Source organism: Iodobacter sp. BJB302 (genome assembly GCF_002735645.1).
Lineage (GTDB): Bacteria > Pseudomonadota > Gammaproteobacteria > Burkholderiales > Chitinibacteraceae > Iodobacter.
Window position 1 is genome coordinate 16602 of record NZ_PDZG01000011.1, and the last position, 24079, is coordinate 40680.

Annotated in this window: 23 protein-coding genes; 16 read left to right on the plus strand and 7 right to left on the minus strand. The window is 50.9% G+C overall.

Annotation, left to right across the window (positions count from 1 at the left end; all coding sequences use genetic code 11):
* Window positions 1–27: 27 nt before the first annotated feature.
* The 5 genes from CSQ88_RS05470 to CSQ88_RS05495 form a co-directional block, all read right to left on the minus strand.
* Complete coding sequence (locus tag CSQ88_RS05470; protein ID WP_099397099.1) at window positions 28–522, minus strand: hypothetical protein; 495 nt, start codon at window positions 520–522, stop codon at window positions 28–30.
* Window positions 523–548: 26 nt separating this feature from the next.
* Window positions 549–2255, minus strand: a complete 1707-nt coding sequence (locus CSQ88_RS05475; protein ID WP_099397100.1) for a GspE/PulE family protein — start codon at window positions 2253–2255, stop codon at window positions 549–551.
* Window positions 2256–2346: 91 nt separating this feature from the next.
* On the minus strand, window positions 2347–3819 hold the full coding sequence (locus tag CSQ88_RS22925; RefSeq protein WP_180273539.1) for a tetratricopeptide repeat protein: 1473 nt from the start codon (window positions 3817–3819) through the stop codon (window positions 2347–2349).
* Window positions 3816–5645: a pilus (MSHA type) biogenesis protein MshL gene (mshL, locus tag CSQ88_RS05490; RefSeq protein ID WP_180273540.1), complete on the minus strand. Its 1830-nt coding sequence runs from the start codon at window positions 5643–5645 to the stop codon at window positions 3816–3818. Before mshL ends, CSQ88_RS22925 begins: the two co-directional genes overlap by 4 nt.
* A gap of 149 nt (window positions 5646–5794) precedes the next feature.
* Entirely contained in the window at window positions 5795–7105 is a 1311-nt protein-coding gene (locus tag CSQ88_RS05495) for an ExeA family protein (protein WP_099397104.1), read from the minus strand.
* 428 nt (window positions 7106–7533) lie between these two features.
* On the opposite strand from CSQ88_RS05495, the gene CSQ88_RS05500 reads away from it, so the two are divergent.
* The 16 genes from CSQ88_RS05500 (at window position 7534) to CSQ88_RS05580 (ending at window position 21470) form a co-directional block, all read left to right on the plus strand.
* A complete protein-coding gene (locus CSQ88_RS05500) occupies window positions 7534–8343 on the plus strand; it encodes an ABC transporter ATP-binding protein (protein WP_218963004.1) in 810 nt (269 codons plus the stop codon).
* Window positions 8306–9130 (plus strand): lipid asymmetry maintenance ABC transporter permease subunit MlaE, encoded by an 825-nt coding sequence (gene mlaE / locus CSQ88_RS05505; protein ID WP_099397106.1) that lies wholly within the window; start codon window positions 8306–8308, stop codon window positions 9128–9130. The genes CSQ88_RS05500 and mlaE overlap by 38 nt, the downstream gene beginning before the upstream one ends.
* Window positions 9131–9194: 64 nt before the next feature.
* Window positions 9195–9662, plus strand: coding sequence for an outer membrane lipid asymmetry maintenance protein MlaD (mlaD, locus tag CSQ88_RS05510; protein ID WP_099397107.1), 468 nt, complete (start codon window positions 9195–9197; stop codon window positions 9660–9662).
* Between the two features lie 29 nt (window positions 9663–9691).
* On the plus strand, window positions 9692–10294 hold the full coding sequence (locus tag CSQ88_RS05515) for a phospholipid-binding protein MlaC (protein ID WP_099397108.1): 603 nt from the start codon (window positions 9692–9694) through the stop codon (window positions 10292–10294).
* Entirely contained in the window at window positions 10291–10566 is a 276-nt protein-coding gene (locus tag CSQ88_RS05520) for a lipid asymmetry maintenance protein MlaB (RefSeq protein WP_099397109.1), read from the plus strand. The genes CSQ88_RS05515 and CSQ88_RS05520 overlap by 4 nt, the downstream gene beginning before the upstream one ends.
* Before the next feature lie 98 nt (window positions 10567–10664).
* Window positions 10665–11471 carry a VacJ family lipoprotein gene (locus CSQ88_RS05525; RefSeq protein WP_099397110.1) on the plus strand — a complete coding sequence of 269 codons (807 nt, stop codon included), beginning with the start codon at window positions 10665–10667 and terminating at the stop codon, window positions 11469–11471.
* The gene (locus tag CSQ88_RS05530) at window positions 11468–12364 is read left to right on the plus strand and encodes an ABC transporter ATP-binding protein (RefSeq protein WP_099397111.1); all 897 of its coding nucleotides are present in this window, start codon (window positions 11468–11470) and stop codon (window positions 12362–12364) included. The genes CSQ88_RS05525 and CSQ88_RS05530 overlap by 4 nt, the downstream gene beginning before the upstream one ends.
* 51 nt (window positions 12365–12415) lie before the next feature.
* Complete coding sequence (locus CSQ88_RS05535; protein ID WP_099397112.1) at window positions 12416–13171, plus strand: ABC transporter permease; 756 nt, start codon at window positions 12416–12418, stop codon at window positions 13169–13171.
* A gap of 4 nt (window positions 13172–13175) precedes the next feature.
* A complete protein-coding gene (locus CSQ88_RS05540) occupies window positions 13176–13421 on the plus strand; it encodes a BolA family protein (protein WP_099397113.1) in 246 nt (81 codons plus the stop codon).
* Complete coding sequence (locus CSQ88_RS05545) at window positions 13418–13597, plus strand: hypothetical protein (protein ID WP_099397114.1); 180 nt, start codon at window positions 13418–13420, stop codon at window positions 13595–13597. The genes CSQ88_RS05540 and CSQ88_RS05545 overlap by 4 nt, the downstream gene beginning before the upstream one ends.
* Window positions 13598–13614: 17 nt before the next feature.
* On the plus strand, window positions 13615–14865 hold the full coding sequence (murA, locus tag CSQ88_RS05550; RefSeq protein WP_099397115.1) for a UDP-N-acetylglucosamine 1-carboxyvinyltransferase: 1251 nt from the start codon (window positions 13615–13617) through the stop codon (window positions 14863–14865).
* 162 nt (window positions 14866–15027) lie between these two features.
* A complete protein-coding gene (locus tag CSQ88_RS05555; RefSeq protein WP_099397116.1) occupies window positions 15028–15432 on the plus strand; it encodes a DUF4870 domain-containing protein in 405 nt (134 codons plus the stop codon).
* Window positions 15433–15598: 166 nt separating this feature from the next.
* The gene (hisG, locus tag CSQ88_RS05560) at window positions 15599–16249 is read left to right on the plus strand and encodes an ATP phosphoribosyltransferase (RefSeq protein ID WP_099397164.1); all 651 of its coding nucleotides are present in this window, start codon (window positions 15599–15601) and stop codon (window positions 16247–16249) included.
* A 904-nt stretch (window positions 16250–17153) separates the two neighbouring features.
* A complete protein-coding gene (locus tag CSQ88_RS05565) occupies window positions 17154–17489 on the plus strand; it encodes a hypothetical protein (RefSeq protein WP_099397117.1) in 336 nt (111 codons plus the stop codon).
* 317 nt (window positions 17490–17806) lie between these two features.
* Window positions 17807–20473, plus strand: a complete 2667-nt coding sequence (gene mgtA / locus CSQ88_RS05575) for a magnesium-translocating P-type ATPase (RefSeq protein WP_099397119.1) — start codon at window positions 17807–17809, stop codon at window positions 20471–20473.
* A 391-nt stretch (window positions 20474–20864) separates the two neighbouring features.
* Window positions 20865–21470, plus strand: coding sequence for a PEP-CTERM sorting domain-containing protein (locus CSQ88_RS05580; protein WP_099397120.1), 606 nt, complete (start codon window positions 20865–20867; stop codon window positions 21468–21470).
* Between the two features lie 65 nt (window positions 21471–21535).
* Here CSQ88_RS05580 and CSQ88_RS05585 read toward each other — a convergent pair whose 3' ends face one another.
* The gene (locus CSQ88_RS05585; RefSeq protein ID WP_099397121.1) at window positions 21536–22129 is read right to left on the minus strand and encodes a response regulator transcription factor; all 594 of its coding nucleotides are present in this window, start codon (window positions 22127–22129) and stop codon (window positions 21536–21538) included.
* Window positions 22126–24018 carry an ATP-binding protein gene (locus CSQ88_RS05590; RefSeq protein WP_180273541.1) on the minus strand — a complete coding sequence of 631 codons (1893 nt, stop codon included), beginning with the start codon at window positions 24016–24018 and terminating at the stop codon, window positions 22126–22128. Before CSQ88_RS05590 ends, CSQ88_RS05585 begins: the two co-directional genes overlap by 4 nt.
* Window positions 24019–24079: the final 61 nt, after the last annotated feature.

Genomic DNA, 24079 nt, shown 5'->3' on the forward strand with positions numbered 1-24079 from the left:
ATCAAGCCGCAGAGGGCCATTTATCCCTCACTCCGACGGATTAAACCCGCGTTCCAGAAACACTCCGCCGCCCCTTGGCGATTCTTTTTCATAAAGAATTTTTTCCAGCTTCAGCAGGCAATAAGCGTTCAGGGTGAGGTTATGCTTGGCGGCCTGGGCAATCAGCTGCGCCTTGGTCATTTTGTCTATTCGCAGAGTCAGTGTTGTAGCGTCCGCCTCGCTGCTGGATGCAAAAATCTTTTCCTTACGCCACGGGCAGTATTTTTCTACCCACTCCTCTGCCTGCTCCAGCGTAATGGGCGTGAGCACATCGGTAGGTATACGTTTTTCAGTATCCATATGAGGATGAGGGATATTGTGCTCAACCAAAAAATACTGATCACGCTTGGTGCGATAAAGCTCGATCAAATGTGGCACATCATGCTCGTCTTTTGATTCGGTATGCATATGGCAATTTAATGCGGTGCGCGTGTTGTAGGTTTTGCCATCCACCACGCGCGAAATATGTTCGCGTACATACATTGCAATCCTCCTTTTTACTGGGGCACTTAAACCACCCTGTCGGTTAAATCAATCACACGGGAAATCTCTGCCAGCGAAGTCAGCCCATCCAGCACATGCCGGCATGCATCATCGGCCATGGTTCTAAAGCCCTGGGCTTCCGCCGCTTTTTTGATTTCCAGGCGCGTGGCATGCCGGGCAATCAGCTCATCCAGCTCGGCACTCATTTTTAAGACTTCCATTACCGTTAAACGGCCCTTATAGCCCTGGTGATCACACTTGGGGCAGCCGCTGGCACGGTACAGCGTAATCGGCTCCCCTTCAGGCGCGATGCCCAATAATCGCCGCTCAAAAGCATCCGGCTCGTAAGGCTCACGGCAGAGCGGGCAGAGTTTGCGGGCAAGGCGCTGGGCGATAATGCCGATAATATTGCCTGCCAATACATCGGGCAGCACGCCGATATCCAAGAGGCGCGGAATCGAGCCGATGGCAGAGTTAGTGTGCAGGGTTGAGTAAACCTGGTGGCCGGTCATGGCGGCGCGAAACGCCATATCGGCGGTATCGCGATCACGGATTTCGCCCAGCAGGATGATGTCCGGGTCTTGCCGCATCATTGAGCGTATGCCGTTTACAAAATCCATTTTGGCGGCTTCATTCACCGAAGTTTGCCGCAGCATGGGAATCGGATATTCCACCGGATCTTCCAGCGTCATGATATTGACGGCTTCGGTGTTCACGCTGCTTAAAATCGAATAGAGGGTGGTGGTTTTACCCGATCCGGTGGGGCCGGTCACCAGAATAATCCCCTCCGGCCGGGCAATCATCAGCTGCAATAAATAAAGGTTTTCTTTGCTCAGGCCCAGCTTATCCAACTTAACCAGGCCTTTTTGCCGGTCTAAAATCCGCAGCACAATATTCTCGCCCCAGGTGGTGGGCTGAGCCGCCACCCGAAAATCCAGCGGCCTGCCTGCCAGGGTAAGCGAGATGCGGCCATCTTGCGGCGAGCGGGTTTCGGCGATATTCATATTGCTCATCACCTTCAGCCGCACCACCATCGCCGGCCAATAGGTTTTATGCAGGGCGCGAATTTGCCGCAGCACGCCGTCTATACGGTAGCGAATCCGCACAAAAGACGATTCAGGCTCAAAGTGAATATCCGATGCGCCGCGCGTGCAGGCATCGGCCAGCAGCGCATCAATCAGGCGCACCACCGGCTGGTTGTATTCCGCCTCGGCGTGCTGCAGGCTGGCGTAATCAATCACCCCGGTTTCTATTTCATTCAAAATGCCGTCGATAGACAGCTCAAAACCATAGTATTGATCGATGGCGTGGACTAAATCAGATTCCGCTGCCAGCAGCGTTTCAAGCTCGTATTTGTCTTTGAGCAGAATGCGAACCTGATCCAGCGCAACCAGGTTATTCGGATTAGACATCGCCAGCGTCAGCTTATTCCTCTCCGTATCCAGCGACACCGGCAGCAGCATATGCCGCTTGGCCACGTCTTTGGGCACCAGCTTAATCGCCTGCGTGTCAGCCAAAATCTTGGATAAATCAACACTGACCTGCCCAAGGTTTTCTGACAATGCATCGCGCAAAATGCCTTCAGACACAAAGCCCAGCGACACCATCAGCTTGCCCAGTGGCACGCCGCTGCGCCGCTGCTCAAACAGGGTGATGCGCAGCTGATCTTCTGACAGCAGGCCTTTGGAAACCAGCAGCTCGCCCAGCGGAAGCTTTCTGACCGGCGCGTTCATAAGCGCTCCAGGGCATGCAAACCTGCTTCGGCAAGCGGGTAAACCACCGAATCTGATCCGCCGCCTGGCGCTAACTTTGTGGCGGCCATCATCATTGCGGCTCCAAAGCTTTCAATCTTGCTTCGGCAATTGCCCGGTCAAAAGTACCTTTGCCTGCTAAGGCCTGCCGGTAATACCTTGCTGCAGATTTATTTTCTTGTAAGTGCTCCAGGCTGATAGCCAGATTAAATGCGTAATCTGCATTGCCTGCATCCAGTGACAGGGCCTGAAAATAAGCACCCTGTGCCTCGCTCCAGCGATTTTGCCCCGCGTAAAGATTAGCTAGGGCAAATGCGGCATCGGCCTGCTGAGCCGAGAGCTGGCGCAGGCCTGCTTCCGAGCTTTCATTCGCAGGGGTGAGCGAATACAAAGCCGACTGCGCTACTTCATCTCTTGGATACAGCGATAATATTTGCCGGTAAAACTGAGCGGCCTCTGCCCCTGCGCCCCGCTTCATCGCCAGGGCGGCCATTCCCAGCAAGGCATCACGATTTCGGGCATCCTGCTGCAGCATGCGGCGGTAGCCCTCTTCAGCCGCCCGATAATCGCCCTGCTGAAACGAGCGGTATGCCATCGCCAGCGGCAGCGGAACGGCAGCCTCATTATTTTGGGTTTCAAAACGAATGCCCGCGCCATTGGGTGCGCCGGAACGCTCCTCCACTCTGGCCGCATCCCCTTTGTAGCGGGCAGGAACAGGCAAGGGGGGCGAAGTCAGCACGGCCACCACGGCACTGGCTGCCCGCACAGGCACCGGAGTGACTGGTACCGGGCTGGCGGCGGCAGGTGCTGCCGGGGCCGCCTCTGCTGATGCTGATGCTGATGCTGATGCTGATGCTGGTGCTGGTGCTGGTGCTGCTGGTGCTGCTGGTGCTGGTGCTGGTGCTGGTGCTGCAACAGCAGACACGGTCAGGGCCTGATACTGCCACCAGAAATAGCCGCCCATTCCCCCCACAATCACCACGCCCCCAAGTACCAGCCAAGGCAGCGTTTTAGAACGCTGCTGCAGCTTAAGCACGGGCGGCGGCAGAGCAATGGGGGCAGGAGGAGGAGGCGTCATTGTCACAGTAGCCGCTGGCTCTTGCGGAGCGGCAGGCGGAGGTGTGCTTTTCAGCCAGGTAAGATCTTCTTCAGCCTCTGGCGTATTAAGCGGCGCTGGCGGTAAATTAGCCGCATCCCCGGCTGAATTAACCTGATCGGTTTGATCGGTTTGATTGGCTTGACCGGCTGGAGCCGGTTCGGCGGGCGGAAGAGGCGGTACCAAATCATCTAATGGCAGCGGTACAAACTCCCATGGAGCATCGGCAGGAGGGGCTAAGGGCTCTGCAACTTCCAGAGATAATGAAGTAGTTTCTTCCTCCTGCTCATCTGGCGCTGGCTCCTCAGCCACATCACTTAGCTGCAGGGGGGCTTTCAGATCAGCAGCCTGATCAGTTGCAGCGTTTTCATCACCAGCTGCCAAGGCTGCCGCCTCACGCAGCCGTTTGGCTTCCTCCGCTTTTTTTAAGGCCTGCAGCAATAAGCTCATGGTTTAGTCCCCAAAGGAACACCTCCGGACTGAAATGCCGATAAATCATGATCTGCTTCTTTCTTAAAAAACTGATCGTCAGGTAAAAACTGCTGGTAATTACCTAAATCGCTGCTATCCCTGATTAAAACAGGGCGTAAAAAAACCACTAATTCAATTTTTCTGACTTTATCATTGCGATAGCTGAATAAATCGCCCACATAGGGCATTCGCGATAAACCCGGCACCCCCTGCCTGTCGTTATTTAATGAATCCTGAATTAACCCGCCCAAAATAGCCACTTGCCCGCTGGCTACTTTTAAAGTGGAATCAAATTCCCTGACCTGCAATATCGGCACAAGACTTTTAATTTGTGTATTGTTAGCTGCCGCCAGAATAGCCACAGCTGGATCTTCAATAAATGAATTAATATTGGTAATGGTTGGCCTTACATTCAGTGCAACATGGCCATCTTCAGAGATCTGTGGCGTAACCTGCATTACCAAACCAATAGGCACTGTATGCAGCTCGCTGTCGTAAGTGGCCTGAGTGGTGACTTTCCCATCGGTTACAACGGGTGGTGTTACTTTAATTGTAAAATATACCTGCTCTTCCACAACCTTCATTACGGCGGTCTGATTATTTAATGCCATGATTTTGGGGCTGGATAAAACACGGGTACGGCCAAATTGCTCCAGCATTTTAATAGTGAAGTTAAATGTGCCGCTTAAAATACCCCCCGTTTTGGTATATGAAAGAATACTTAAAGGGGCAGTACCCAGATTATTAGCCAGAGATTTCTGTTGAAAATTTAACTGATTATCTGTTTCGCCAATCCGGCTCCAGTCCACCCCCGCCTGATACTGATCAGATAATAAAACCTCTACAATCGTGGCCTCAATCAGCACCTGACGCAAAGCACCGCTTTGCACTGCATTTAAATACTCGGCTACTTTTGCGTGTTCTTTCTGGCTGGCCCTTATTGTAACAACACCTGTTTCCGGATTAAGAATAACGAGTCTGCTGCTATCTGCCGGCGGGCTGGTTTTATTAATGGGCTGCGATTCACCTGATTTTATTTTTTCTGTTTCTGCATTGGTTTTATTAGCCTGAGCTATATCTTTGGCCGCTTTGGCTGCTTCTGCAGCTGTTTTAACGACTTCTTTTTTATCAGCAGAGACATTGCTTTTAACAGCCTGCGCGCTTTGATCCTGCACAATAGCCCCCAGCTGCGCCCCGCCAGTTTTCGCATCAGCCGATATACCCAGCAGCTCTTTTAAATTTAAATCGATCTGTTTCCACAGATGATGATCGGCCAGCATATCAATTTGCGTATTAGAGCTATTACCAGACCCGCCACCACTGCCACTGCTTACCGAATTAGCCAGCGTAACGTTAGATTTAACGTTTCTGGATAAATTAAAATAATTCATTCTGTAGGTTTTAAGATAAGGCAAATCCGGCGTAACGGTTAATACGCCGTTTTCTAATTCCCAGCGCAAATCAACTTGTTTACTCATCCGCTCTAATATTTGCGGCAGCGTCTGATTGATGGCATTTAATGTAACATTGCCACTTACTCCGGCATGCACATCCACATTTATTCTGGCATCCCGGCCAAGAGCAAATAAAATTTCATTTACAGGCACCTGATGCACCACGACGCTATAGGTAGCCGTTTTAGCAGCAGGCTGCGGTTTAGGTAAAACAGGCATTGCACTGACCGGTTTTGGAATCTCAGAAGAAACGGCTTTAGCTTCTAAATGGCGGCCAGTTTCCATCTCCAGGCCCGATTGACCGGCGCAGGCACTGAGCAAGAAAACCAGAATTAAAATTTGCCACCGCATTATTGAGCACTCATACAGAAACATCTGCTGTTTGATAGCCGGGTCAATACATCATCAGGCCAGCCATTTAAGTTCGGCATGAAATAATTTATAGAATGGAATAATTAATAATTCCTGATTAATAGCTTATCTCTGCTATTTATTCACGCTTACAAATTCCACAATTCGTCCCGCATCCCTCCCACTGTGCGCAAAATAGGCTTATTTTTTCTGAGTGATTCCGGCAGACTGGCCATTGCAGCTTTGGCACTGTTTTTATCAGGAAAAAGGCCATAAACCAGGCCCCAGCCTTTACTGCCCCTGACTTCAGCGGGGTAAATTAATAATTGCTCATGGGGTAATAACAAAGCGGCCTGTGCCAAGAATTTTTCTAATTCAGCCGTTTTGGATTGAGAAGTCACCAGCAGCATAACCGCCGTATCACTCGCCTCAGCCCGATTCATTTTTTGCCTGGATTCAGTCAGTTTTTGCCGCAAAGCTGCAGTAAGCGGCAAATCCGGGGCCAGGGCTTCCGGGCTGCTGGCTAATGCCAGAGGAGCCGATGCCACAATCACTTGTGCCGGTGGGTTTGCGGCTTGCATCAGGCCAGCCCACACACCTCCGGCCAGCCCTACAGACAGCACAATCCATCCCCATCCAGTGCGCTTTTTAACTGGTTTGAAAGCGCTGTCTTTCACCGCCGCGCTTACATGCTTTGCTGTAATTGAATGCTGGCTCTGGCAAAATGCAGCCATTAAAGCTTTATCCGCCAAAATATTTATCCGCCGGGTTAAACCTTCCGAAGCGCGGTAAATAGACGACAAAGCCTCGGCTTGAAATAACTCTGGCCCACGATACCCAGCCGTGCGCATCCGAAAATCGATATAAGATTCAATATCTTTTGCTTTAAGTGGCGCCAGCTGAAATACATGGGTAATCCGCTCGCGTAATTGGCGTAAATCCTGCCTGGCCAAACGCGCGTCCAGCTCGGTTTGCCCAAACAACACAATTTGCAATAATTTGTGGTGCCCGTGATCCAGATTTGAAAGCAGCCTGACAGCCTCCAGACTTTCTGTTGGCATGGCATGGGCTTCATCGATCAGAATGACCACCTGCCGCCCTGTGGCAAAGCGCTCGAGTAAGGCTGCCTGTAAATCCCTGACTCTGCCACTCGTGTATGTTGCATCGCAGACTATGCCCAGATCGTCAGCAATCATCCGCATTAATTCATCCGGCTTCATGGCTGGGTTCGCGATATAAACGCTGTCCACACTGGCGGGTAAACGCTCCATCAATACCCTGCACAGCATAGTTTTGCCACTTCCGACTTCCCCCGCCACTTTAACCAAGCCTTCTCCTGCTAGGACGGCATAAATCAAGGCATCCAGAGTAGCGCCCCGTTCAGCCCCGACAAAGAAAAACTCAGGGTGTGGCGTAATCCGGAAAGGTGGTTCGTTTAAGCCAAAGTGTTCCAGATACATTGATGATCCTGTCTATGGATGAACGCTTGCTTTCATACTAGTACGAGGATTCAGTAAAAATTAAACAAATATCTGGACGGACAGATCTTCGCATTAGCGCAGTAAAACGCCGCAGGGTGAGCGCTACAGCTGCAATACTCATCAGTCGTTAAATAAAGCGGGGATTAAATTGACAACCAGCAGGAATAAATACGATAGAAATGTTGTTTTTTCGTGTGTTTGCATGCCGTTTTTGGAGGGTTTATCAGGGCGAAAAACAAGAGAATTGGGGCTGATTTGGCGACAACAAAGGCGATACAAGACTTGCCGTGACAAGCCAGCTTTGCTGCATGGCAATAATTCCATACATTTTCATACAAAGTTAACCTACCTGATCAGGCCAGACACACCTACAATACCCCCTTTTTATGCCAAGAGTATCGTGCACCATGCCTTCCTCGCTGGTTCAGTTTGAGAATGTGAGCTTTGCTTACGGTGAACGTCCGGTGCTTACCGATGTCTCGCTGAGCATCAAGCCCGGCCAGGTGGTCGCCATCATGGGTGGATCCGGCTCGGGCAAAACCACCATCCTCAAGTTGATTGGCGGGCAAATTCAGCCCCATCTGGGCAAGCTGACCGTTGCCGGAGAGGATGTGGGCAGGATGAACGAGGCCAGTCTTTACAAAATGCGTAAAAAGCTGGGCATGTTGTTTCAGTTTGGCGCGCTTTTTACTGACTTATCTGTATTTGATAACGTGGCGTTTCCGCTCAGAGAGCGCAGCAATCTGCCCGAATCCATGATCCGTGATTTGGTGCTGATGAAACTGAACGCCGTAGGCTTACGGGGCGTCAGTGATCAGATGCCATCAGAGTTGTCCGGCGGTATGGCAAGACGCGTGGCACTGGCAAGGGCAATTGCACTTGACCCTGCTGTAATGCTTTATGACGAGCCATTTACGGGTTTAGATCCCATTTCGCTCGCCACTATCGGCCAGCTGATCCGTAATTTAAATGATGCCCTCGGCACGGCATCGGTAATTGTGACGCACGATGTTGAAGAATCGCTGTCGATTGTGGACTACGTCTATTTTCTGGCTGACGGAAAAATTGTTGCCGAAGGCACGCCAGAGCAAGTTCGTTCATCAACACACCCTTTTGTAAAACAGTTTATCAATGGGGAAACAGACGGCCCTGTGCCTTTCCACAAACCCGCTGTCCCCTATGCCAGCGATCTGGGATTGGAGCCACCCTGTGCTTAATTATTTATTTAACGCCATCTCAAAATTTGGCCGGCCGTTCAGCAACATCATCATCAAGCTGGGCTTTGCCTGCCGCTTTATGCTGGCTATCCTGCGTCATTCCCCTACCTCCTTGCTCAGATTTCAGCTTACAATGCGTGAAATATGGTTTGCGGGGGTGCTCTCTGTATTGATTATTTCGGTATCAGGCCTGTTTGTAGGCATGGTATTGGCCCTGCAAGGCTTTGATACGCTGCAGCGCTTTGGTGCAACCGAATCGCTGGGCATTTTAGTTGCACTGTCTTTGGTCAGAGAGCTGGGGCCTGTGGTGGGTGCTTTGCTGTTTGCCAGCCGTGCGGGCTCGGCCATTACCGCAGAGATCGGCTTGATGAAAGCCACAGAACAACTGGCGGCAATGGAAATGATGGCCGTTAACCCCATCGCACGCGTTGTTGCACCGCGCTTCTGGGGCGGCGTGATCTCTATGCCTCTGCTTGCGGCCATGTTCAGCGCAATGGGTATTTTTGGCGGCTATCTGATTGGGGTAAAGCTGCTTGGGCTGGATGAAGGCGCTTTTTGGTCGCAAATGCAAAGCGCTGTGGATTTCCGCCAGGATGTTATCAACGGTGTGATCAAGAGCGTGGTATTTGGTATTGCCATCTCACTCATTGCGGTATTTGAGGGGTATGATGCGCCGCCCACTGCTGAGGGCGTGTCCGGTGCAACAACCCGTACGGTTGTGACCAGCTCACTTGTCATTCTGGCGCTGGACTTTGTGCTTACCGCCTTTATGTTCAGAGGAGTTTAAGAATTTCGGGATGGCCCGGCTTATGGCCGGTGCATCCGCTATTAAGTGTCTAAGGGGTATTAAAATGAAAAGAGGCATGATTGATTTCTGGGTAGGTTTGTTTGCCGTTGCAGGCATTGCTGCCTTGCTGTTTTTATCTTTGCGCGTCAGCAGCCAGACCACTTTACCAGCTTCCGACAGCTACGAGCTTACGGCTAATTTCGACAATGTAGGCGGGCTTAAAGTGCGTGCACCCGTGAAAAGTGCCGGGGTTTTGGTTGGCCGTGTGAGTAGTATCACTCTGGATACAGAGCGTTACGTTGCACGGGTGAAGCTGGACATGGATAGCCGCTATCATTTCAGCAAAGATGCTTCTGCAGAAATCCTCACCTCAGGTCTCTTAGGTGAACAATACATCGGCGTTACATCTGGCGCAGACGACAAAATGCTTCAGGCTGGAAATAGCTTCACCATTACTTCTTCAGCCATTGTGCTGGAGCAATTGATCAGCCGGGTGCTGTTTAACAAAGCAGAAACCGCTGCTGAGAAATGATCGTAAGCAATATCAATGGAGTACACAAAATGAAAAAATGGATCCTTGCCCTCTCAATGGGTTTTATCGCCACCTGCAGCCTTGCCGCACCAGTTGAATCGCCAGAATTGATCGTAAAAAATGTCAGCCGTGATGTGCTGGAAATCATCAGAAAAAACGATAGGGATCAGCTGAAAGCCAGAGACTTAGTCGACACACGGGTTGCACCGCTGGCTGACTACAACCGCATGACTATACTGGCCGTCGGGCGCAACTGGAAAACAGCAACGCCGGAACAACAGCAAGCTTTAACACGCGAATTCCGTACGATGCTGGTTCGCACTTACTTCTCTGCGCTGTCTATCTACAAAAACGCACAGGTTGATGTAAAAGGCACTCGCGCGGGCAATGACTCCAGTGAAATGGTTGTGCTGACCGAAGTCAGCCTGCCTGGCCAAAAGCCTATTCCGCTTGATTTCAGCTTTGAAAAAACCGATGCAGGCTGGAAAACTTACGACATCGCAGTTGATGGCATCAGTTTTATCAATAACAACCGCAATCAGTTTAATGCCATCATCCGTAAAGATGGCCTTGATGGCCTCATCAAGCAATTATCTGATCGTAATAACGCGCAGCGTAACGCCAGCAAATGAAAACCTTTCAGCCAGATGGTACGCTTACGCTTGAATCCGCAAGCCGCCAGCTCGCCACATTGCCCAGTCTGGGGCAAGGCGAGCAGCTGAATGTAGACTTAAGCCAAATCACAGCAGCAGATTCCAGCGCTGTTGCGCTGCTCTTACACTGGATGCGCACCGCCCAAAAGCAAGGGGCAGAATTGCAATTTTCTGGTGTGCCAGAGGGGCTGGCCGGTTTGATTCGCCTCTACGAAGTAGATGTTCTTTTACCACTGAGTAAGCAGATATAAATTTTCTGCACCGATTGCACTGAGCGCTGTTCTATAAAGCAGCGCTCAGCTGCAAATCAGCCTAGAATATCGACCTTGCTCACTTATTTACGACACACATGCGCCGTCTTTTTCCTTTTTTTGCCCTCCTGCTTGGCGCATGTGCGACGCCACAGAATAACTACGACCCTATCGAGCCTGTGAATCGCGGTATTTATGCGGTTAACAACACGATAGATAAAGCCGTGGTTAAACCTGCAGCCGAAGCACACGAAAAATACTCTCCTGGCCCTGTGAAGCAGGGTGCGAGTAATTTCTTTGACAATATCGATGATTTCTTTGCATCGTTTGGTGCCCTGCTGCAAGGCAAAGGCAGCGAAGCGGGCCACAGCATGGGCCGTGTATTGGTTAACACCACGCTGGGCATGTTTGGCTTAGTCGACTGGGCCAGCGATATGGGCCTGAAGAAAAGCGACGAAGACATCGGTCAGGCTCTGGGCAGCTGGGGAATAGGTTCCGGCCCCTATTTAATGATCCCTTTTCGTGGCCCAACCACGCTCAGAGACAGCAGCGATTTAGCTGTTCGCTTCTTTGCTGATCCATTAGATATCTGGGATGGTACCCAAGAGCTAAGTACACAAGTGATTCGCTATGGTGCATGGGGCATTGAGCAGCGCCGCCAACTGCTGCCGCTGGATCAGCTGGTTAATTCACAAGCTGACCCTTACGCCTATATACGCGATGCTTATCTGCAACGCAGATACTTCAGAGTATGGGACGGCAACCCGCCCAAGCCTCTGCAATTAGGCCCGACAGACGAAGAGCTGGATGCAATTGATGCTGCGAAAGAGCAGCGTGCAAACGCATCTGCGGCAAGCGCACCTGCCAGCCTGCCAGCAAGCGCTGTTGCCGGGGTAGCCCCTTGAGCGCAATTGTTTTTGAATCGGTAGCCAAGCAATTCGGCGATTTTCATGCACTAAAAGGCGTGAGCTTTACGGTAGAGCAGGGTGATTTTTTTGCCCTGCTGGGCCCCAACGGGGCTGGTAAAACCACGCTGATCTCTGCCCTGGCAGGCTTATCCCGGCCCACATCCGGGCATATTTCTGTGATGGGTTTTGATGTTCAGAAAGACTACCGCGAAGCCCGCCGTGCAGTAGGCATTGTTCCGCAAGAGCTGGTCTTTGATCCCTTTTTTACCGTACGCGAAACGCTGACATTCCAATCCGGCTATTTCGGCCTGCGCAATAATGGCGACTGGATTGACGAGATTCTCACCAACCTGGGCCTCACCGACAAAGCCAACACCAATATGCGGGCCTTATCCGGCGGCATGAAGCGCCGTGTGATGGTGGCGCAAGCCCTGGTGCACCGCCCGCCCGTCATCGTACTGGATGAGCCCACCGCAGGTGTGGACGTAGAGCTGCGCAAAACACTGTGGGATTTTATCCGCCGCCTTAATAGTGACGGCCACACCATTGTGCTGACGACACATTATCTGGAAGAAGCCGAAACGCTGTGCAACCGCATCGCCATGCTTAAAAAAGGCGAGCTGATTTCCCTTGAAAACAAAGACACGCTGATGAGCCGCGGTGCGGCGCGTGAATTGTTTATTAAAATCAAACCTGCCGTACTGCCAGCATCCCTTGCCCCTCTGCTGATTTGCGAACGTGACAACGGCTTTGAGCTCAAACTTGCAGACTGCAAAGATCTGGAAGCCATCCTCACCGAGCTCAGAAATAACTCGGTTCAGCTCAGAGATATCGAAGTAGGCAAGGCCGATCTGGAAACGATTTTTGTCGACATGATGTCTGGCAGCTAATTCGCCACCAGCACATCACTGCCCACACACCCTCTGCGACAAGAAGACACTATGCAAGGTTTTTACACGCTGTTTTACAAAGAAGTACTGCGCTTTTGGAAAGTTGCTTTTCAAACCGTAGCAGCGCCTGTGCTCACTGCGCTGATGTACCTGCTGATTTTTGCCCATGTGCTCGACAGCCATGTAGAGCCCTATCCCGGCGTGCAATACACCGCGTTTCTGATTCCGGGCCTTGTAATGATGTCGGTGCTGCAAAACAGCTTTGCCAATTCATCCTCCAGTCTGATTCAGTCAAAAGTAACCGGCAGCCTGATTTTTGCCCTTTTGCCACCGCTTTCACATATGGAGTTTTTCCTTGCCTATATGCTGGCAGCCATGGTGCGCGGGCTTGTTGTGGGTGCAGGTGTTTTAGTCGTCACCATGTGGTTTAACTTGCCGGCTTTTGCCCATCCGCTGTGGATTTTAGTTTTTGCGCTGACCAGCTCGGCACTGATGGCAGCCCTGGGCATCCTGGCGGGCATCTGGGCAGAAAAATATGATCAGCTGGCTGCATTTCAAAATTTTCTGATTATGCCGTTGACGTTTTTATCCGGCGTGTTCTATTCCATTCACAGCCTGCCTGCCTTCTGGCAGGGCGTATCGGCCTGGAACCCAATTTTTTATATGATTGACGGTTTTCGCTACGGCTTTTTTGGCGTAAGCGATGTATCGCCATGGCATGCTTTAGCCGTAGCAGCGCTTTCTTTAGTGATCGTTGGCAGCGCTGCCTATGCATTGATTAAATCTGGTTACAAATTAAGGCAATAACCCCATGACTCCCGAATCAGTACAAGCCTTGCTTACCGACCGCCTCAGCGCCACTGCGGTTGAAGTAACAGGCGATGGTCATCATTTTTATGCGCGTATCGCATCCCCCCGCTTTGAAGGCCTTGGTCTTCTCGCCCGTCACCGTTTAGTAAAAGACGCGGTTAAACCAGAGATTGATTCGGGCGAATTACACGCCCTGTCGCTGGAAAAAACGCTCACGCCAGCCGAATGGGCAGAGCGTGTAGTGTGAGTAAGGAAGATCGCTTCAACCTTGATGGCATAGAAAAAAACCGCGCCAAGCTGGAACAAGCCATCGTTGACGCAAAAAAACCGCCAGACCGCAGCTCGCAAAAGCTGGCTGCCTTAACCAATTTGCCATGGCTGATCGCCGGCGTTGCCGCGCTGCTTTGGTATTGCCTGAAATAACTTCAAGAGTTCGACAAATGGACAAATTAAAAATTACTGGCGGCACCCCGCTGGCTGGTGAAATCTCTATCTCTGGCGCAAAAAACGCTGCATTACCTATTTTATGTGCCAGCTTACTGACTGCGGGCACTTTACGCCTGACCAATGTTCCTCAGCTTGCTGACGTAAAAACCACGCAAAAATTGCTGCAAGGCATGGGCGTGCGCGTCATGACCGATAACGTACACGAGTACGAAATCACCGCCAATGAAGTTACTACCCTCATCGCCCCTTACGAGCTGGTTAAAACCATGCGCGCATCGATTCTGGTGCTCGGGCCTACACTGGCCCGCTTTGGCGAAGCTCAGGTTTCCCTGCCAGGTGGCTGCGCCATTGGTGCCCGCCCGGTTGATCAGCATATCAAAGGCCTGCAAGCGATGGGTGCCGAGATTGTGATCGAGCACGGCTATGTAAAAGCCACTGGTAAGCTCAAAGGCGCACGCATTGTTTGCGATATGGTTACCGTAACCGGCACAGAAAACCTGCTGATGGCGGCCACTCTGGCAGACGGCATCACCATTATCGAAAACGCTGCGCGCGAACCCGAAGTCGTCGATCTGGCAGATTGCCTGATCAAAATGGGCGCAAAAATCAGCGGCCACGGCACAGATACCATTACCATCGAAGGCGTGGCCGAGCTGCACGGTGCAGAGCACGCCATCGTGCCGGATCGCATCGAAACCGGTACTTTCCTGATCGCCGCCGCCGTAGCACAGGGCAAGCTGGTATTACGCAATACCCGTGCGGATATCATGGAAGCCGTGCTGGAAAAACTGCGCGAAGCGGGTGCTTATATCGAAGCAGGCGACAACTGGATCGCCATTGATATGAAACAACGCCCTAAGGCTGTGAATATCCGTACCATGCCCTATCCTGCTTTCCCAACCGATATGCAAGCGCAATTTATGCTGCTGAACTGCGTAGCGGAAGGCACGGGCGTGATCACCGAAACCATTTTTGAAAACCGCTTTATGCACGCACCCGAGCTGATCCGCATGGGCGCTAAAATCAATACCGAAGGCAATACAGCCATTGTGACCGGTGTTGAAAAACTGGAAGGTGCTACCGTGATGGCCACCGACCTGCGCGCATCGGCATCCTTAGTGATCGCAGGCATGATTGCCAGCGGCGAAACCATTGTGGATCGTATTTATCATCTGGATCGCGGTTACGAGCATATCGAGCGCAAGCTGTCTGCTGTTGGCGCCCAAATCGAGCGGATTTCCTGAGTAAAACCGGGCTCGCATAAGCTGCCAGGGTGAGAAAACCCGCCCTGGCGGGCTTAAACGCTCAGGCTGCTTTGCAAAAATACTTTTTCCTGGCCGCTTTGCGTAAGCAGACAGATTAGGGTAAAACCTAGCCTGCACATACACCGACCCTGGGACATTACCATGCTGATTTTCAATCCCAAACCTGCCCCGGAAGAACAAGACAATAAGCCACGCCTGCCTTCACAAAATGAAAAAGGCGCAGCCGCTTTAGCCCATCTTGCAGGCGTATTCTGGCTCCCCATCCTGCCGATGGCGGTACTGGCCCTGATGATCCCCCTGATCGTGCTGCAATTTGCCCGTGTGCATTCTGACTATGTAGAGCAACACGCTATCAGCGCATGTAATTTTCAGCTGCTGATGGGCTGCCTGTACGCCCTTGCGATGCTGGCTGGCTTTATTGTGCACAGCCCGCTGCCACTTTGGTGGATTGCCATTGGCTCAGCTATTTTTGCCCTGTGGGAAGGCGCAAAAGCCATCAACGGCTGGCCATCAAAATACCCTGTCAGCCTGAAATTATTTAAGTAATCCAATAAACGCCCGCACGCCCCCCGCCACAGAGATTTAATCTCTGAAACACGGGCTGGCGTGCTGCACGGGCAAAAATATGCAGTATCTGCGGCCTGTTCTCTGGCCTTCAGCCAGAGAGGCTGATTGCAATACCATTGCCACATTAAATCTACCGGACGTATTTATGATCACCATCGCGCTATCCAAAGGTCGTATCTTCGAAGAAACGCTGCCCTTACTGGCCGCGGCTGGAATTGTCCCTTCTGAAGCGCCAGAATCCAGCCGCAAGCTGATTATTGGCACCAATATGGAAGACGTCCGGCTGATTATCGTGCGCGCCACCGATGTGCCCACCTATGTGCAATACGGCGCGGCGGATCTGGGGATTGCAGGTAAAGACGTGCTGCTGGAACACGGCGGCGCTGGCCTTTATCTGCCCTTGGACTTAGATATCGCCAAATGCCGGCTGATGGTGGCCGTGCAAAATGGTTTTGATTACGAAGGCGCGGTAAAACAAGGCGCCCGTTTACGCATCGCCACCAAATACACCGAATGCGCCCGCGAACACTTTGCCAATAAGGGCGTACACGTCGATTTAATCAAGCTCTACGGCTCTATGGAGCTGGCCCCGCTGGTTGGCCTTGCCGATGCCATCGTCGACCTCGTATCCACAGGCAGTACGCTCAAAGCCAATAATCTGGTGGCCGTAGAAGACATCCGCGAAATCAGCTCCCGCCTCGTGGTAAACCAGGCCGCGCTGAAGCTTAAACACAACAAGCTGCAGCCGATTATTGATGCGTTTGCTGCAACTGTAGCGGCAAGGCAAGCGGCCTAAGCGTAGGGCGTAAAGCAGGACCAAGCCTAAATACGCTAAGCCCTTTATTTTTTCACCAGCAAACAATGAAAAAACTTAATGGCTGCGCTCTTTGCATGGGGCTTAAAAAAGTCCCCTTGAAACACGCCGTAGCGAGGAACAAGCGGGGCGGGGTTTCGGCCAGGGAGCGAGGAACGAGCCAATCCCGCCCGCCGCCGACTCGATTGTCCGCAGCGTAGGGGCCTTCGTGTTTCGTGGGGTCGCCTTCTTTGCTTACTTTCTTGGCGAAGCAAGAAAGTGAGTCCCCGCGGGGATTCCGCACCTAAACACTGTGCCGAAGGCACTAAAAAGATTTTTTTAACTTTGCTTAGCGCACGTGGGGTGCTACCCGCGAGCAAAGCTGAAAAAAATATGGGCTTACCTGCCCTGCGATGATTCAATACCTGTAATGCGCTCTCGGTGCGCAACGACTTCGTCGTTGTACACCCTATAAACGGTGCACCCTATAAACCAATTAGATATAAATATACCAAACCCATTAATTCCACTTTCTCATAATCAAAGCAATTCATTAATTCCACACTCAAAAATATGCCCTCCGCATTCAATTACTATTAATGTTAATTAATCAGACAATTATGGTTGACATTAATTACCTGATCAGTAAAATGCCCTGCATATTAACTATCTAAGAGGCTGTCTGTGGACAACGACGGATGTAATCGATCTGTGTTGGTAACCGCGGTATAGCAGGATAAAGTAGATTCAATCTGCCATATCCTGCTACGCAGGGTGTGGTGTCTTTGTGCCCCCACTCATCTAACCATTACATAACAATCGGCATCTGCTGCGTATTGTTATGCCTGTGGCTGGGTTTCATCCTTATTGATATCAATCGTCCTCCCTTTATTTTTCGGAGGCTGAAATGCACTTTCTAAAACGACTTATCATCGCCATACGGGGTACGCATGCCCGTGAGATTCATCAATCACAGTATTTTTTAAATATCAGCAGCTCTGAATCAACGATCAGCGATCTGCGCAAGATGCTGATTCACAAGCTAAATCTGCTTGGATTTCAGGCTCAGCAGCTAAAAATATTTCGTCAGCCCGAAGGCACATTCTGCCTGTCGGTGCTGCTTAATTTATCGGCTGACTTGCGCCAGAGCTTTATCCAGATGGCCATAGGCTTAAGCCAGCATCAGGATGTACGCCGTATTCAGTGGGGATTAAGAAGTAATAAACCCCGCTTACGCAGCTAAAGATGCCAGGTATATATTTAATTATTTAACAGGCTCTGCTTAATTAAGCAGAGCTTATAAATAAAATTATTCATTTTAAATATGAAAGGTATCTGCTCGCCTTAAACATTTTAAATTCATAATTATCATTTAAATCAAACAGGACATAAAAAAATGCCAGACGAACCGATATTGCCCGCTGAATTGCTATTAAGTTATTCAGCGGGCCAATTAAATCTATTCCTTTTATTTCAGCGCCCTGCCAGCGCGAAAGGGGATCGCTTTGCCTGAATAAATGCAATGCACCCTCCTGAGCCCTGGCGAACAGGAAAATACGTATGACCCCTATCGATCAAACCGCCAGCCAGCAACCAAAAATCAATGCTCTCAGCGACGCTGCCGCAGCTGAGCGGCTCAAAACCAACGGCCTCAACGAGGTCGCACACGACAAACCGCCTCACGCCCTCGTTCAGCTTTATCTCGCCTTTAAAAATCCCTTTGTCATGGTGCTTTTAGTACTTGCCTTTATCACCTACTTTACCGACGTGCAGTTTGCAGAAGCGGGAGAGCAAAGCTGGGTTGGGATTATGATCCTGACCACCATGGTGACTTTAAGCAGCTTATTACGCTTCTTTCAGGAATATCGCACCGGCAAATCAGCCGAAAAACTCAAATCCCTCGTCAGTAATACCGCAACGGTGCTGCGTAAACCTGCCAAAGGCCAGACCCGCAAGCTGGAAGTACCCATGAGCCAGGTCGTCGTCGGCGATATTGTCTGCCTGCAAGCGGGGGATATGATTCCGGCAGATATCGAGCTTTTAGAATCACGAGATTTATTTGTCAGCCAGGCCGTATTAAGTGGTGAAGCGCTGCCGGTCGAGAAATACGACACGCTGGGTGACGTGGCTGAGAAATCCGCCCAAACGGCATCAAGCGAAGATGTGGTAGACAGAACAGAAAAATCGGCACTAGCCAGCATCAGTGATGAAAGCCTGCTTGATCGCAGTAATATCTGCTTTATGGGTACCAATGTGGTGAGTGGCATTGCCACCGCCCGGGTAATTGCCACTGGCAACCATACTTACTTTGGCTCCTTGGCTAAAAATGTACTCAGCCATAAGCGTGTAGAAACCAGTTTTGATCGCGGCGTAAGCAGCGTTTCATGGCTGCTGATTCGCTTTATGCTGGTGATGGTACCGCTGGTGTTCCTGATTAATGGCCTGACCAAGGGTGATTGGTTATCTGCGCTGACCTTTGCCATGGCCGTTGCCGTGGGTTTAACGCCAGAAATGCTGCCGATGATTGTTTCGGCCAACCTAGCCAAAGGCGCAATCGCCATGGCGAGACGCAAAGTGGTGGTCAAGCGGCTTAATTCGGTACAAAACTTCGGCGCAATGGACGTGTTATGTACCGATAAAACCGGCACGCTGACACAGGATAAAATCATTCTGGAACAGCATTTTAATTGCGATGGCGAGCTGGATGAGGGGATTTTGCATCTGGCCTGGCTCAATAGCGTGCATCAGAGCGGTATGAAGAATCTGATGGATATTGCAGTGATCGAGCGGGCTGCCGAGCTAAATAACCTGCCACTTGGCTACACCAAAATCGACGAACTACCCTTTGATTTTATCCGCCGCCGCCTGACCGTTGTGCTGGAAAATCGCAAAGCTCAGCAGTTGATGATATCAAAAGGTGCGGTAGAAGAAATGCTCGCCGTATCCACCCATTTCCAGGATGGCGATGCCGTTCGCGAGCTGACACTGGCAGAGAAAATCCGCATCTTAAAACAAACGCAGGACTATAACGCTCAGGGTTTCCGCGTGTTGCTGGTTGCCAGTAAAGCCATCAGCTGCAATCAGAATCAGTACAAAGTGTCCGATGAAAAAGATCTGGTGGTGCGTGGATTTTTAACCTTTCTTGACCCGCCTAAAGCATCCGCTGCCCCAGCGATTAAAGCGCTGCAAGAATATGGCGTGGCCGTCAAAGTGCTGACGGGCGACAATCCAATTGTCACCAGCAAAGTCTGCCGTGATGTTGGCCTCAACCCCGGCACTCCGCTCTTAGGACCGGAAATCGAGCTCATGGACGATATCGAGCTGTGCCAGGCAGTAAGGGAATGCACGGTCTTTGCCAAGCTCACACCCATGCATAAATCACGCGTGGTGAAAGCCTTGCAAGCCAATGGCCACACTGTGGGCTTTTTGGGCGACGGGATTAACGATGCGCCCGCGCTGCGCGATGCCGATGTAGGGATTTCAGTTGATAGCGGGGCCGATATCGCCAAAGAAACTGCCGATATTATTCTGCTGGATAAAGACTTAATGGTGCTGGAAGAAGGCGTCATTAAAGGGCGGGAAACCTTCGGCAATATTCTGAAATATCTGAATATCACGGCCAGCTCTAATTTCGGCAATGTGTTCTCGGTGCTGGTCGCCTCGGCCTGGCTGCCCTGGGAGCCGATGCTGGCCATGCATTTGCTGATCCAAAACCTGATTTACGACATCTCCCAGCTGGTCTTGCCTTGGGACAAAATGGATAAGGAGTTCCTGAAAAAACCACGCAAATGGGAAGCCGGTAATATCCGCCGCTTTATGGTTTGGCTGGGCCCAACTTCATCGGTGTTTGATATCACCACCTACATCCTGATGTGGACGGTATTTGGTGCCGGAGCCGCGTATTACGCCGACGGCGGTGGCCAAAGCATTATGAATTCAGGCTGGTTTATTGTTGGCTTAGTATCGCAAACCTTGGTGGTGCATATGCTGCGCACCCGCAAGATTCCGTTTATCCAAAGCCGCGCCTCGCTCCCGGTGATGATCTCAACCGTGATTGCCGTTGCTATCGGCTGCTGGCTGCCTTTCTCGCCACTGGCTGAATCCATCGGCTTTGTTTCGCTCGATTCATCCTACTGGTACTGGCTGGCCGCAACGATGCTGGGCTATATGATGCTGGCACAACTGGTAAAAACCATCTACATCCGCCGTTATGGGGTGTGGTTTTAAAAATGTAAGCATTTCAGTTTAATCACTTCACGGCTTTAAAGGCATCCCCTTTGAAGCCGTTTTTTTTACCACTCAAAACAAGGCGCATTTTTACGAATGCAGCTCAAAAATTTAATCGAAGTTTTAAGCACTTGTTGTAAAAAAACAAAGAGATAACAAAGATTCAATCCTTTGAAACTGGCGCATTTATTAGCTTTTACAGGTGTTTTCGACTTTATATATGAAAATTCTATAACATAATATGCTTATACCCTGACGCCATTGCAATGAATTTAGAAAGCTTTATGTATATTTACCAAGCCAGCATGGAAAATAAATCATAAAAACCATGGGCTTGCACTATTTCTAATGACGTTTTATTTGATCAACACTAAAACAGGGGTAGTTATTCATGAAGCTTAAAACCATTGCACATTCAATTCTTTTTGCCAGCCTAATCGCCTTCTCATCCAGCTCATTTGCAGCCATTATCGATGTCGACTTTAATACCTACGCAGCAGGCACTCTCATTTCGGATCAAATAGCGGGTGTGACTTTTTCCGTGCTGGGTGGCCCAGGTCCATCTGGTGCTGCTGCCATTGATACACTCAATGAATCAACCAAGGGATTAAGCAATAGTACAACTGGCAAATATCCAACTGGCTCGATTTTGGATTTGAAATTTACCGGCCTGGCTAATCTGGTGAACTTCACTTTCAATAATTATGGAGATGAAAGTACTGGCCGTGGAGCGACCTTTTATACGGCCTACGATGCTTTGGGCTCGGTACTGGAAAGCGGCAATGTAGGAGGAGGAGGCTCATTCTCCCTTGCAGCCACTGGCATTGCTGATTTGCGCTTTAACAATAATACCAATGGTACTGAAAACTGGATTTTTACTTTAAACACATTAAAAGCAAATGTCTCACCTGTTCCAGAGCCAGAAACCTATGCACTGATGGGCTTAGGTTTAGTAGGTTTATTTGCTGCACGCCGCCGTAAAGCAGTGAGCGCTTAATCCTTGCTCTAAGCAAAAAATCCAGCAATCTTCGCTGGATTTTTTGCCTTATACCCCGCCCCCAATTAATTCCCCTTCAACAACTGCGATAAATCCAGCGCCGAGCGCACGCCCATTTTGGCGAATACATTGGCGCGGTGGACTTCTACCGTGCGGATGGCAATTTGCATTTCGTCGGCAATTTGCTTGTTAAGCCTGCCCTGCAAAATCCAATCCATCACCTCGCGCTCGCGGGGTGTAATTGAGGCGAGGCGTTTTTCTAATAACTGCTGATTACCGCGTACAGAATGGCGGCCAACCGCCACCTCCAGCGCATCATTAATCCGCTCCAGCAATTTCTTCTCACTGCATGGCTTTTCTAAAAAATCAAAAGCGCCCTGCTGAATCGCCTGTACCGCCATTGGGATATCGCCGTGCCCTGATAAGAACAGCACAATCAGCTCGCTGCCCAGCTCGTACATCTGCCTGAATACTTCCGGCCCGCTCAGGCCCGGCATACGAACATCGAGCAGCACCACGCCTTCGCTACTGGCATCGATGGCGGCTAAAAATTCTTCGCCCCCCTCAAAGGCATACACCGTATAGCCATGGGAAAGCAATAACAGGCCGAGCGAATCTCTCACGGCAATATCATCATCAACCAAATAAACAGTTTTCATCGTGGAAGGCTCATATAAAAACAGGTGCCGCCCTGTGGGTGGGCTTCAAACCATAGTTTGCCACGATGCTGTTCTAAAATAGAGCGGCAAATATTCAGCCCGATACCCATTCCCAGCGATTTGGTGGTGAAAAATGCATCAAATAAGCGGCTGGCAACCTCTGGCGCAATGCCAGATCCCCGGTCGCAGACCGATAAACAGACCGATGTCTCATCGCAGTACGTAGCCAGCCACACATCGCGGCGGCTTTGCGGCTGCTCACTGCTGGCATCCAGCGCGTTTCGCAGCAAATTCAATACCACTTGCCCCAGCAAAACTTCATCCGCCGCGATCAAAGGCAGTGTGCCCCCCAAATTAAAATGTAAACGCACACCCTGGCTGCGCGCACTGGTATCGATTAGCTCAAAAGCATTGCTGGCAATGGCGTTGATATCACAAGGCTCGCAATGCGGGGTGCGTTTTTGTACAAACTCGCGGATACGCTTTACCACGGCGGCGGCACGATGTGCCTGACCTGCAATTTTGCTAAGCGTTGAATCCAGCAACTCATGGTTATTCTGATTGGCAAACTGGCGGGCTGCGCTGGCGTAATTGCTCATCGCCATCAAAGGCTGGTTTAACTCATGCGCCAGGGTGGACGCCATTTCACCCATGGTAATCAGCTTGCCGGTGTGGCGGAGCATTTCTTCCTGCTCGCGCTCCCTTGCTTCGGCGGCTTTTAAAGCGGTGATATCCACCACCGAGCTCATCCAGCCACGCTGCTTGCCGGTGGCATCAATCAAAGGCGTGGTGTAAACGCGGGTGGCGACCAGATGGCCATCCCGATGCCGCACCATCGATTCAAACCCATCGTGCGGCGCACGACCACTGAGCACGATCTCGTTTTGTGCCTGATGCCCGGCGATATCTTCCTGATTCCAATAAGGATAAGGCGGCAGCGCACCTATCAGCTCTTCGGCGCTATAGCCCACCATGCCGCAAAAGGCGGGGTTTACATAGACAATGCGGCCATCCATATCGCGGGCGCGCATCCCTACCGAGAGCGAGTCTTCCATGGCGGTGCGAAAAGCGTGCTCTTCCCTGAGCGCGTTTTCTGCCAGTAATCTCGCCTGCATCTGGCGGCGCAAACGCCACCAGCTAAACAGCACAATCAAGGCCAGCCCCAGCACACTGGCAATCAGCAGTTTCTGTACAAGCCCGGTTGGATGGCGGTAGGCCGTGATACGCAGCAGCAAACCGCTGCTGACTAAATCGAAAGGAAGCTGATAGCTAAGATTAGTGTCATCCGCCTCTATTTTGGATTTGCTGGCGACTTCCCTGCCATCCGCATCAATCATCTCCAGCCGGTATTTATAAGCAAACCACCACGGCACCTGTTGCTGTAAGAGTTTTGGCAGGGCAATGGATGCCACCAGCTCTAAATCATGCTCGGCCAGAATCAGCGCAATCATTCCCTTAGGGTAAAGCGGCACGGTGTAACTGGGCCGCCCTATCCCCTGCGCCAAAGCAATCGGCTCACGGGTCACTTCTGCCGATAAATGCTGACCATAGCTAAAACTCTGGTTTTTAGTACGCAGCTGAATACCAGTAATCGCCGCATTTGCGCCAATTATCAAACGCGCACGACTTCGAAACTCAGTCTCGCTTAAGCTGCCATCGCGGGATTGCTCTAAGAGCGCGGCCAGGCGCTCTTCAGATTGCCCCAGCACAAAGCGCAAATTCTGCTCTACCCACAGCACATCATTAATCAGCACCAGCCGTGCTTCTTCACTCTCGCCGTGGCGCAAATAGGCAAATAAGCCCAATACCGTGGCCAAAAACAAGACCAAGGCCAACCTTGGCAGAAACCAGGGATGTGCACTAAGGCGAAGTGAAAGATTAGTAAGCAAACGCATACTCCAATGTTAGCACAGCGCAATTCCAGACTTACTGTGGTTTACCACAGTCGTG